General features: G+C 38.8%; 3 protein-coding genes. All 3 read right to left on the reverse strand.

Translation table 11 applies throughout. The features are described 5' to 3' along the window. Window positions 1-8 precede the first annotated feature (8 nt). Window positions 9-6,629, reverse strand: a complete 6,621-nt coding sequence (locus tag BZ167_RS08440) for a non-ribosomal peptide synthetase (protein ID WP_061047155.1) — start codon at window positions 6,627-6,629, stop codon at window positions 9-11. Between the two features lie 97 nt (window positions 6,630-6,726). Then, a complete protein-coding gene (locus BZ167_RS08445) occupies window positions 6,727-8,250 on the reverse strand; it encodes a phytoene desaturase family protein (RefSeq protein ID WP_053573785.1) in 1,524 nt (507 codons plus the stop codon). Between the two features lie 21 nt (window positions 8,251-8,271). Next, window positions 8,272-13,062: a type I polyketide synthase gene (locus tag BZ167_RS08450; protein ID WP_071392179.1), complete on the reverse strand. Its 4,791-nt coding sequence runs from the start codon at window positions 13,060-13,062 to the stop codon at window positions 8,272-8,274. Between the last annotated feature and the right edge of the window lie 33 nt (window positions 13,063-13,095).

Below are 13,095 nucleotides of genomic sequence, written 5' to 3' on the forward strand. Positions count from 1 at the left end.
CCGATTAATTAAATGGTTTCTGCTGCTTTTTTGATATAATGCATATACTGATTGAGCAGATTTTCTACAGTACTCTTATGGTACTGATTTTGATTATATTCAATTCCAATGCTCAATTTTTTCTCTCTTACCAACACAATAAACTTAAACTTGTAATTCCAAATTTCATCTTCACTTATATCATTCCCGGTTGAAAGCGGAGATACCGTAAAGCTTTCTGTGTGCAGTTCATTATCAAATTCGCCCATATAATTAAATGAAATGTCTGGTTTTGATTTCTCTTTTATACCTTGTTTTAAATATCTTAAAATACCATATCCTATCCCTTGATCAGGAATATTGGCTAAGGTCGAGTTAACATTATCTAAACTCGAACCGATATGATCTGAATCGGAGACCTCCAAAGCCACTGGATAGATTGCAGAAAATCTGCCTACTGTTCTGTAGATATTAAGCTTCTCACTCTGATGAGTGCGGCCATGGTTGCCTAAGTGCACGAGAGATGTATTACTGCCTGTTTGATGTTTTATTGTCAAACCTAAAGCTGTGAGCAAAACAGTCTCAATAGTGAAATGATCTTGTCCTTGAATCGCATTCATTATATTTTCAGTTTCCCGAACATTAAACTGCCTGTATACTTGTCTGTTATCTTTGACTTTGGCAATTTGCCCCTGAATATCAACCGGAATAGACGGAGCATAAACATTTTCGATTTTTGTCCAATACTCTTTCTCAAACAACAGCCGTTCACTTTTAGCATATTTATAGAGATAATCAGACCATTTTAAATACGAATCGGTTTTATTTGGTAATACAATGTCTTCGTTACTTTTAACTTGCTGATATGCTGTATTAAAATCTTCAAGCAGTATTCTCCAAGACATATGATCAATTATCATTTGGTGAATGACGATTAACAGATGTTCCCCATCTGCTTCCTTAATCAGTGCCAATTTAACAAGCGGTCCGTGAGTCAGATCCATACTGGCTTGTATTTGATTTATTTTCATTTTTAAATCTGATTGCGGCATGTTTATTGCATTAATCAGATGAAAGTCAAACAAGTCGCCGTCCGTCAGGCCTCTGATTACCTGTACCATTCTATCGCCTTTACGTTTGAATACTGTTCTCAGACTGTCATGATGCTGAATAATCCGGGTGAAAATGTCTTTTACAATGTCTTCGCCAAACCCGGCTTCCCTGTATAGCATAAAAGAAAGATTCCGATGGTGCAGAGTATCATTATGGCGTTCAGCCAGCCAGCATTGAATTGGCACAAGACCGGCTTCCCCCGTTATCACACTGTTATCAGATGCCGTTGTTATATAACTGACTTTATTCGAAACTCCTTCGATTGTCTGGTAATGAAAAATGTCTTTCACTTCCAGCCTAAGATTGAATTTTTCCATTCTGACCGCTGCTTGTATGGCTTTAATTGAGTCTCCGCCTAAAACGAAAAAATTATCTTTTATACTGATTTTAGAAACTTCAAGAATGTCGGACCAGACCTCACTGACGATTCGTTCAATCTCGTTTCTCGGAGCAATAAAGTGATGCAGCTCGGCATTATTTTCAGCTGGTAGCGGCAAACGTTTTACATCAGTCTTCCCATTGTTCGTCAACGGAATTTTATCTATGCCCATAATGACTGTCGGGACCATATATTCCGGCAGATATTCCAATAAGTATTCTTTTAGCTGAGAAGGCGGCTGCGTATCTTTACATACTGTATAGGCATATATCTGATCATTGTGAGCAATCGCAACCGCTTCTTGAACATTTTGGTGAGACAGCAGTCTGTTTACAATCTCATCCAGTTCAATTCTAAATCCTCTGATTTTTACTTGACGATCGATTCTTCCGGCAAATTCTATATTCCCATCCTCATTCCACTTGCCTAAATCTCCGGTTTTATACATTTTCTCACCAGAATGAACAAGATCCGGGATAAACTTAGCCTCGGTCAGTTCTTCACGATTGCAATAACCCCGTCCAACTCCTTCCCCTCCGATGTATAACTCTCCGATAACTCCCGGCGGCACAGGCTTCTGCTGTTTATCTAGTATGTAGATAGAACAGTTTTTTATCGGCGTGCCGATAGGGATCCTCTTTATATTGGAAATATTATCTGGGTTTATCGTATAAGATGCAGCATCAACACAGCATTCCGTCGGTCCATATACATTTGTTATATAAGGACGGTCATTCTTCTTAAATACTTTATAAAAACGCTTTACTTCTTCAGGTTTAAGCACTTCGCCGCCTATAATAAAATGTTTTACACCTATACGGCCACACTGCGGAGACTCAGAGAGCAGGCTGAGATAGGCTGGTGTTCCATCAGAAATATTTATTTTATTTTGGATATAGAACTCAGCAAGTTTCGTGATATCATGCCTGGCTTCTTCAGAGATGATGTAAAGAGAGTGTCCCAAAAGCAGCGCAGAAAAAATCTGTTTGACAGAAGCGTCAAAGGAAAAGGGTGCCAACAACGCTACATTCTGCTGCCCGCCATGTTTGCAGTAGATACGTTCATGCAGGGCTTCTGTTAAATTCACTATACTTTTATGTTCGATCATCACACCTTTTGGGTGTCCCGTTGATCCAGAAGTGTAGATGATATAGGCAAGGCTGTGCCGTTCCGCTCCTCCTTTAACATTTCTCCCGTCGTCTGGAACTGTTTCCAATTCATTCAGACAAACACTTTCTACTCCGTACCTTTGACAATGATTGTTACGATCCGTCAGTAACAAGCGGGCCCCGCTGTCTTTGAGCATATACTCAACTCTTTCTTGCGGATATGATGGATCAATTGGCAGATAAGCTGCTCCCGCTTTTAAAATTCCCATTACTCCGATGATAAAATCAGTGGTTCGGTCTGCAGCTATGCCCACTGCTTCATTCTTTTTGATACCTTTTTGAATGAGTGCTCTTCCAAGCCGGTTTGCATTTTTGTTCAGCTCACTATAAGTTAAGCTTCCGTCTTGTGCACACACAGCTATTTGATTCGGCGTTGCTTCCGCCTGCTTCTCAAAAAGCTCACAGATAGATGCATCTGTGCCTCTGCTTCTCAGTGATTTTCCACTGTAACTCAACATCTCGCGTCGTTCATTTTCTTCTAAAATGTTAATCTCACCGATTAGTCCATTTTGACTTTCAACAATATGATTGAGAATCATTAAGAATCGATGTGAGAATTTTTCTACAGTTGTGCGCTTAAACAAGTTTGATGAATAAGTGAACTCAAACTTGATATCCTCTTCTGAAGGAAATGCTTGAAGCAAAAGATCAAATTTGGCTGTTTTGTTTTCGTAAGGATACGGCTTATATTTCAGCCCATTTACTTCAATTGCCGGATTATCCATCAGCTGAAGGACAAACATAACGTTGAAAAGAGCATTCTGGTTTATATCCCTCTCAAGGTTCAAATGGTCTACAAGCTCTTCAAAAGGATAATCTTGATTTTCATAAGCCAGAAGCGCATTATCCCTAACGGCTTCAAGCAGTTCTTTGAATGTTTTGTCGGCAGATGGTTTATTTCTCAGTGCCAGCGTATTTACAAACATTCCTATCATGTTTTCTAATTCTTTATGCTTTCTTCCGGCTACAGGTGTGCCGATAACAATATCTTCTTGACCAGTAAGTTTATGGAGTAGCACATTAAATGAAGCCATTAAAGTCATGAAAAGGGTGACTTTTTGTTTTGCGTTTAATTCTTTTAACTTGGCGGTCAGCTCTCTTCCTGCATAAAAATAGATTCGTTCACCTTGATCATCTCGTTTGGCTTCTCTTGAAAAATCTGCGGGCAGATTGAGAGCGGGAATTTCTCCTTTAAACTCATTTAACCAAAAGTCTTTTTGTTTTTTCATTTCTTCAGTATGAAATAATTCATTTTGCCATTTCGCAAAATCCTTAAATTGAACGTTCAATGGCGGCAGTTCGTTGCCTTCGTATAAATTTATTAATTCCCTTTGGAGGATCGGGATAGACGCCCCATCCGCTATAATATGCTGTAAATCTATCATTAAAAGATGTTTTTGATGACTAATCTCGGCTAATCCTGCACGCAGTAAAGGAGCCTTTTCTACATCAAACGGGCGGACAAAATTAGCCATAAGGCTCTCTAATTCTTCGTCGGAGGTCTTGATTCTATCCATTTTAAATCGAACGTCTTTTTCTATGTTTTGCACAAGCTGCCCGTCTCTTAAAACTATGGACGTTCTTAAAACCTCATGCCTGATTATTAATTTTTTAAACGCATCTTCTAAACGTTTATCGTCCAACTCTCCTTCAATCATTAAAAAGAACGGGATATTATAAGAAGTGCTGTTTTTATTTAATTGATCTAGAATAAAAATTCTTTTCTGTGCAGATGATGCCTCATACCACTCAAAATCGCCCGCTTTGGGAATCACATTCACATCATTTGTCTTCCTCAGAGAATATTCATCCAAATAAGCTGAGAAGAGTTTTATATTCGAATGCTTTAGCAAGTCTGAAACTGAAAGCTCCGTTCCTTGCTGTTTATTGATAAAGTTGATGATTTCTATTGCTATGATTGAATCTCCGCCCATTTCATAAAAATCGGATGTAACATCGATCGGATTGATTCCAAGGGCATTTCCCCAAATTTGTCCTGCCATTAGCTCTGTTTCTGAATAACAGCCGTCTTCCCTGCCACTCAGTCTTATTATTTGAGGCTTGTTGACTGAGGGGTTATCTAGTGCATTGCTTATCGGTAATTTTTCAGGCAGTTTCACCCAATGTCTCTCCCGCAAAAATGCGTAACCCGGCAAGCTGATTTTTCTTCTTTTTTCTCCTTCATATATCATTTCCCAATCGATCTCTGCACCTTTTTCATAGAGCTTGCTTATATCAATCAGAAGACTCTCATCTGTTCTCCCGCCTGCATTATAAGCCTTAAGTTTTTTTCCAGCAGCGGTACTTAGATCTCTATCGGTCTTAAAAGAAAATGCAGCTTCTTCTTGCTGAACCGGCGCTTCGAGCAGACTTTCAAGTTTTTCCTTCAGATCTTCGATGTCTTTTACGAGAAAACACACTCTATTCTCCAGATGTTTTCTTCCCGTATTCGCTGTATAACAAAGATCAGAGAGATTCAAATTGTTTTCTTCCGAGATAAAATGAAGATACTTTGATGCAATATCATTCAGGACGGACTTATTTTTTGCAGACAGAGTGAATACCTCTTTTACCTGTCTCTGTTCAGTCTCACCTATTATTCCAGGTGCTTCTTCCAATACAATATGACAGTTGGTTCCGTTGAAGCCAAACGAACTTACACCGGCTCTTCTTGGCGTCTCTCCTTTTTCCCAATTTCTTATCATGTCATTCACATAAACAGGTGAATTCGAAAAATTAATTAAAGGATTCGGTTCATTAAAGTTGATACTTGGGGGGATGACCTTCTCTTTTAAAGCCATGCATGCTTTAATGAGAGACGCCATGCCTGATGCCCCGACTGTATGGCCGATATTGGGTTTGACTGAACCTATACCGCAAAACTGCTTTTTATCGGTATATTTCTTAAACGCATTCGTTATCCCTTTGATCTCAATCGGGTCTCCCAAAATCGTGCCTGTTCCATGCGTTTCAATATAAGAAATAGTTTCCGGACTAATATTCGCATTCTTCCAGGCACGCGTAATCAATTTCTCTTGTGATTCAGCATTAGGAGCGGTGATTCCGTTAGAAGCCCCGTCATTATTCGTAGCGCTCCCTTTAATGACAGCATATATGTGGTCTCTGTCTTCTATTGCTCTATGTAAAGGTTTTAATACAATAGCAGAAATCCCCTCACCCCATGCTGTCCCCTTTGCATTTTTATCAAAAATGCTGATTTTAGCGTTTTCCGCTTCTATCTCGCTCATCGTACCTATATTTTCAGGTCTTAGAAATAAATTAACGCCTCCCGCTATAGCCATGCTGCATTCTTCATTTTTAAGTGCCTCACAAGCAAGATGAACCGAAACGAGTCCGGAAGAGCAGGCTGTATCAACAACCAAGCTTGGCCCTTTCAGATTAAAAATGTAGGAGGTCCTGCTTGCCAATATGCCGGGATAAGTACCTGTCATTGCAATCATATCCGCATCATTTACTAGGGAAGCATAGGAAAACTTCAAGTCACCGCTATGATCATGTCCAACGAAAATACCTGTATTCGAACCTTGTAACTTGTTCCCAGCATAACCGGAGTCTTCAATAGCGTGATAAACTGTCTCCAAAAACAATCTTTGTTTCGGATCCATAAGCATGGCTTCTCTTGGCGAAATTCTGAAAAATGATGAATCAAACTTATCAATTTCATCTAAGAAACCCGCTTTAAAATAAGAATTCTCATTCGCACTGGGCAGCAATGGATCAATATCTTTCCGCCGCTTCTTCGGTAAGTCCCGGATGCATGAGGCACGGTTCATAATGTTTTGCCAGTATTCTTTTGCATTATTGGCTTTTGAGAAACGGCAGGATATGCCAATAATGGCAATATCACATTGATTTTTCTTGGACTTATCTGATAATCCTTTCAAAATGCGCAAAGCCATTTCCCTGTCCATTTTTTGCTCTTTTACTTGCTCCAATACATATTGTTTTATAATCGAAATATCATCCACGATTAATCACCCCTATCGATTTTGATTCTATATAAAATATGAGAAGCATCATGGATATATAGAATAGCTGCTTCAATTGAAGAAGCAGCTTATTGAATTAGTTAATTTTTGTCTCAAAAACCTTTCCATCTTCTTTACATAACACCTGCACTAGATTTCTTGCCTGTAAGACAACACTCGGAAGACCTCCTCCCACTTGACTCCAATGCCCAACCATATAAAAGTCTTTAAGTCCGGGAAGTGAACGTTTCAGTTTTTTCTCGTGTATGATGCCTTCCATCTGTTTTTCCCAGCCCTGCCAGCTTCCATTTCTATTATTTGTGTATCTTCTGATCGTATATGGGGTGGATACATCAGTCACGTCAATATTTGATTTAATTTCACCAAACCATTTGTCTAATTCATCAATCATTACATTCGCAATTGCTTTTTTCTCTTCTTCATATTTTTCGCGGTTGTTTTTTTGCAAAGTCTCCCAGTATTCAGCAGAAGTTTTCGCATACACGATAATACTCGTTTTGCCATCAGGTGCGAAGGAAGGATTTTCGTTATATATTTTCACAAATATGTTTTTAACGTTGTCACAGCCATAGCTATTAAGAGGCTGTTCTAATTCCAGGCTCAAATAATGAGGATATTTTTCAAACGTTTTTGATACGCCCAATCCGACATAAATTTGCGGTGCACTTGTTTTAAGGTTGTCATAACAAAATGTCAGTTCATCATCTGTATATTTTCCATCCAGCATTTCAAAAATAGTTTTATAGCCATCCGCTGCTGAAATGACGATATCTCCATAATGACACTGCCCGTTTTTCAACTCTATTCCGATCGCTTTATCATTTTCTACTAAAACCTTAGAAACAGGTGATTTATATTGAATCTCACCGCCTAATTCAACATATCTAGCTTCAATAATTTTTGCGAATTGCAGAGAACCTTCTACAGGATGTCCTGAAGATTTGCTATTAGCCCAGCCTAAAGTAGCCATAAAATAAGATATAGGGGTATCTACATTAAACCAAAACAGACGATTTACATTCTCTCTTACAAAACTGCTTTTAAAGCGCTGGGCGAATTCTTTGATCGTCACTTTTCCCCATTGCCCCATTACTTTCATGTAAGGGCCAGCCTTTGCTTTGAAGGCCTCAAAGTCTGCTAAATCGAACAGTTCGGGCGCTTTATCCAAATCCAGCTCTACATCAGAAACAACTCGAATGCCATCAGTTAAAAGCTTAATTGTTTCCGCATCTTCAGGTGCAACTCTTAAAAACTCCTGTTCTAATTTATCTACATCAGCATACAGCGTAAATGTATCACCATTTCTAAAGTTAACAACCGCAAATTCTTCATCATTAATGAATTCCATATTTTGTATTACGTTCAGTTCTTTCCAAAATTTATGGAACGTATTGTTAGGTCCTGAACCGACCAGCCAGCTGATACAACCGTCAAAAAAGTACCCTTTTCTCTTCCAGCCGGTACATAAACCACCCGGCAGCAAACCCATTTCAAAGATTTTCGTGCTGTATCCGTTCATTTGCAAGTAACAGCCCGCGGCCATTCCTGCAATACCGCCTCCGATTATGATTGCAGTCTTGTTTTCTTCCGTATTCTTCATTATTTTTCCCCTTTTCCGTAACTAGTTTTCTAGAATTTTCAATCCTTCTTGTATATTGATTTTGCCGTTCTCCAGGTCGTCAAATAGATTGTTGAGTTCTTGCTCAAGCCGATTTTCAGCAGTATCTTCTTCCGTTTCTTGCTGTGAATCTTTATTCAGCTGCTTGTCAATATACTCTGATAGCTCCACTACAGAGGAATATGTAAATATATCGGATATATCCACGATGTCAGGATATTGTTCATTAATCAGTTTTAACAGTTGGGTTGCCATAATAGAATCGCCGCCCATGGCGCTAAAGCTTTCATATAAATCTAGCTCTTGCATATCCAAAACCATAGAGTACATTTGCGCAATACTTTTTTCGGTATCGGAGTAAAGTTCTCCCTTTCCTTTCAGCACTATATCTTCAGTATCTGTTCTTCGACGTTTTTCTGCTTCGTTTTTTGTCCTGTTTTTATCTATTAATTTGTTTTTGATTTGCTCAGATAATTCAAAAGACAATTCATCCTTCGCAAAAGCGAGGAGCTTCATATTTAATGTACCTGGAATGATATTAGTAAGCTTATTCGATGCTATTTCTTCTAAAACGGAAATAGCCCTTTCTACCGTCAATAATCTGAAAATAGAGCTCTCATCAGTAATTCCATAATCGACAGCTATGCCGACCTCATCCCAAGCCGGCCAGTTAATTGACAGCGTGTTTTTTCCCTGTTTGTTTTGCATATAAGCAAAGGAATCTAAATAAGCATTTGCAGCTGTATAATCTCCCTGTCCGGCACCTCCGAAAATAGAATTAATTGAGGAGAACAAAATCGTGAAATCTAAATCTACGTCTCTCGTTAAATGATTGATAACCCATGTTCCATTAATTTTAGGAGCAAGCACTTCTTTAAAAATATTAGCTTCTTTTCTAAAGAGGAAACCGTCCCCGGCAACTCCGGCACAATGGAACACGCCATTGATCGTACCGTATTTCTGTTTTATTTCTTCAATTACCGGCCCCATGCTGTTTAAGTCAGAAACTTCACAGCTGTAGCAATCAACTTTAGAACCCATTGACTCGATAGCTCTGATGGACTTCAGTTTTCTGCAAAGCTTTAAATCCGTTCCATCAGCAATGATGTCGTCCCATCGGCTTTGATCAGGCAGTTTAGAGCGATTGAGCAATACAGCATTGACGTTATGTTTTCCAGCCAGGTGCTTTGCGATCTCCAAACCGATTCCGCCGGTGCCGCCGGTAATCATATAGACACCGTTTTCTTTAATTTCCAAACCGCCGTGTTTCTTATTCTTTATTGGTTCAACCGTATCCAACCGACTGATATACCGCTTACCATCCCTAAAGGCGACTTGATAGTGTTTCCCTTTTGTTCTTAACTCCTCACTAATAATTTCCGGTGAAGTATGTTCATCAATATCAATTGCTTTACATGAAACATTTTGGAACTCCTGCGAAATAACACGTCCCAGACCAAACAACGCGGCGCCCAATGGATTGATTGTATTTTCTTCTCCTGACACTTCTGTCACAAGATCAGAAATAAGATGCAAATTAATATTGCTTTTCATCTTATTCTTACTTAACCCCCGGACTAAGCGGAACAGGCTGTATACGCCTTTATTCTGCATGTCTTCTAAATCTGTTAATGATTCCGTTCCTTGGCGGCTGATAGAAGACATATGTATAATGCTGCTGATATTTTGATCGTTTATGCTATGCAATAATTGAACATAGTCTTCTTCTGATCCGCTAATTAGAAATTTCCGCCCATTTATCTTCTGAAATTCATCCCCAAACTCCACTTCAATAACATCATCGTCACGAATTTTCAACTGTTCCAGTATAGATTTATAAATTTCCATGTTGTCTTTAAATAACAGTACAGGACCTGTTACCTCTGTTTTTTCTTCTTCAAAAGCTTCTTGCGCCATCCATTTTAATTGATAAAGTGATTCAGAACTTTCTTCAAAAAGGGCATTAATCCGATTTACTTTTTTTAATACATAATCGGTGATTTCTGCAAAAACATGTCCTTCTGTATCTATTAACTGAATATCACACAGCTTTGTCTCTTTGCTGCTTGCGTTCTTTTTGACAAATGCATAAAAATGCTGCGGCATTCTTGAGTAAATCTTCACACTTTTATATGAAAAAGGAAGGAATGTACTATCGTCATCATCTTCTCCAATAAACACGTTCACCGCATTATCTAGCAAAGCGGGATGTAAAAAGACGTCTTTTAAATCTGTTGTAAATTCATCAGCCAATTTTAATTCGGCCAATTGTTCATCAGGGCCCAGTATGACTTCTTTGAAGTTCAGCCACCTCGGTCCGAAAGTAAAGACTTTGCTGATTAAACCATTTTTATTTTCATAATTGACTTTTATCTTCTCTCTGTTACTGTCATTCCTAACAGAGTCTAAATCAAACATTGATACAGAGTCTGTTAATGGAAACGCTTTTCCTTCTGCATGTGTAATCCAGGTTTCTCCTTCCTGACTGGCTATTATAAATTGAATACATTCTTTCTTTTTCTTAATGATTGTGTGTACAATCTTATTCTCACCCTCATTTACCGTTAACGGAGTGAAGAAGATAATATCTCGTAATTCTAATTGATTGCTTTTATAGTAAGTGGCACTTGCTCTTCTTCCCATTTCGATATAAGTCGTTCCCGGAATAACACAAGCCCCCATGATTTTATGGTCACTTAAAACCCAATCCTTATTCACATTAAATGTCGTTGAATAAATCGTCTCATTCATTGAATCAGCCAAACACTGGTCAATCAGCGGGTGACTGATATTTTTCTGATGCGGCGCTTCACCTCTTCTGTCCTTTACTTCTCCCCAGCATAATGTTCTTTCAAATTGGTATGTCGGAAGACTGACAATCTTTCTGTGCTCATCCTTGTACATTTTTGTCCATTCTACTTTTGCTCCTCTGATATACAGGTTGCAAATTTCCGTAAGGTTTAGCAGTAAATATTCATCCCCTTCAGTAAGAATGTCATGTATCAAATTGTCAGATTGAGCATTCATTTTTCGATGTTCAGATAAGGAAATTTCTCCTTCATCCATAATCTGTTTTCTATCAGAACCAACTTTATGGAAAGAAAAATATACGCCTTTTTCTGATATTTCATTCAGGTTTTGTCCTGCAAGCCTGCCGATTTTTCTCTTTAATTCTTCGTAACTTTTTACAATCAGAGCCAATCGGTAGCCGTAATGGCCCCGCCCTGTGTTTGCCGTATAGCAAATGTGTTTTACGTTTTTTTGAGTTCCTTTTTTAAAGAATTCATTATATTCCTTGATGAGTTTCATTAAAGAATTCTCTGTTTTAGCTGATAAAGTAAATATCTCAAATGTTTCATTTGCAGGAATGACCTCTTCAACCTCATCTCCAGCATCTTCAATCACTACATGTGAATTGGTCCCCACAAAGCCGAAAGAACTGATTCCCGCTCTCCTCGGTGAGTTATTTTTAGGCCATTCATGGGCTTTGTCTGTAACAAATACAGGTGACTTCACAAAGTTAATCAATGAATTCGGTTCTTTAAAATTAATACTCGGAGGGATGACTTGATGCTTCATAGACAGAACGATCTTGATAAGTGACGCCAAACCCGAAACGGCAACGGTATGGCCAATATTAGATTTAACAGATCCGATCCCGCAAAACTGCAGCTTGTCCGTATATTTTGAAAACGCATTGGAAATCCCCTTTATTTCAATTGGATCTCCAAGCTTTGTGCCTGTACCGTGCGCTTCGATATATTGAATGGTTTCGGGATCAATTTGAGCATTTTCCCATGCCTGAACCAGTACTTCTTCCTGGGCGATGGCATTTGGAGCTGTCAATCCGTTTGAGGCCCCGTCATTATTAACTGCACTCCCTTTGATAACAGCATAAATATGATCTCCGTCCTGCTTGGCTTTACTTAAAGGTTTTAAGATGACTGCCGCTACTCCGTCACTGAAAAATGTCCCGTCTGCGTCTTTATCAAATGAGTGTACTTTATCACTTACTGATTCCATCATTGATTTTTTGGACGTTTTGAAGCGCGGAAAGAATCCTAATGAAATTCCGCTGACAATAGACATATCGCATTCTTTATTTTTCAAAGCATTACAGGCAAGATGCACACCAAGCAGCCCCGAGCTGCAAGCAGAATCCAAAACCATAGAACTTCCTTTTAAATTTAATAAATAATTAATCCGCCCCGCCATCAAACCCGGCCAGTTGCCCGTCATACTTGTCGATTCTGATTCTGTAATGTAGCGGTACAACGTATTATTGACATGGTCTTTTCCAACAAAGAGCGATGTGTTGCTTCCATAAATTTTGTCCCCTGCATACCCTGCATCTTCAATCGCAGTCCATACCGTCTCCAGCAATACTCTATGAGACGGGTCAATGGCCTTTGCTTCTTTAGGAGAAATATTAAAAAATTCAGGATCGAACTTGTCTACGTCTTCTAAATATCCGCCAGGTTTCCAGTTATCTGCTTGTTCTTCCGTCAGATATCCTGAACCGAGAAAATCAGTAAACCCTTTATTGTTTACGATCGGTTTAATGTAATTGATCATATCTTTTGGATATTCCGCTTTGCAGTCTTCTCCATTCATCAGATTCTGCCAGTATTCATCTGTATTGTTTGCTTTCGGCAGTCTACAGGAAATTCCAATGATAGCAATATCTTCATTGCTGCTTGCAGCCTTTAATTCTTTTAGCATTCGCTTTGCTTCTTTCTGGCTTAGCTTATGCTGTTTCACTTGTTCAAATATATAAGATTGAACGCTATTCATTACGGATCACTCCCGCTTTCTTTCTAAGAAAAT

The sequence above is a fragment of the Bacillus sp. 275 genome, from assembly GCF_001999205.1.
Classification (GTDB): domain Bacteria; phylum Bacillota; class Bacilli; order Bacillales; family Bacillaceae; genus Bacillus; species Bacillus velezensis.

Coding starts and splice junctions, on each gene's coding strand:
- BZ167_RS08445 (WP_053573785.1), bottom strand. CDS start 8,250: ATGAAGAATACGGAAGAAAACAAGACTGCAATCATAATCGGAGGCGGT.
- BZ167_RS08450 (WP_071392179.1), bottom strand. CDS start 13,062: ATGAATAGCGTTCAATCTTATATATTTGAACAAGTGAAACAGCATAAG.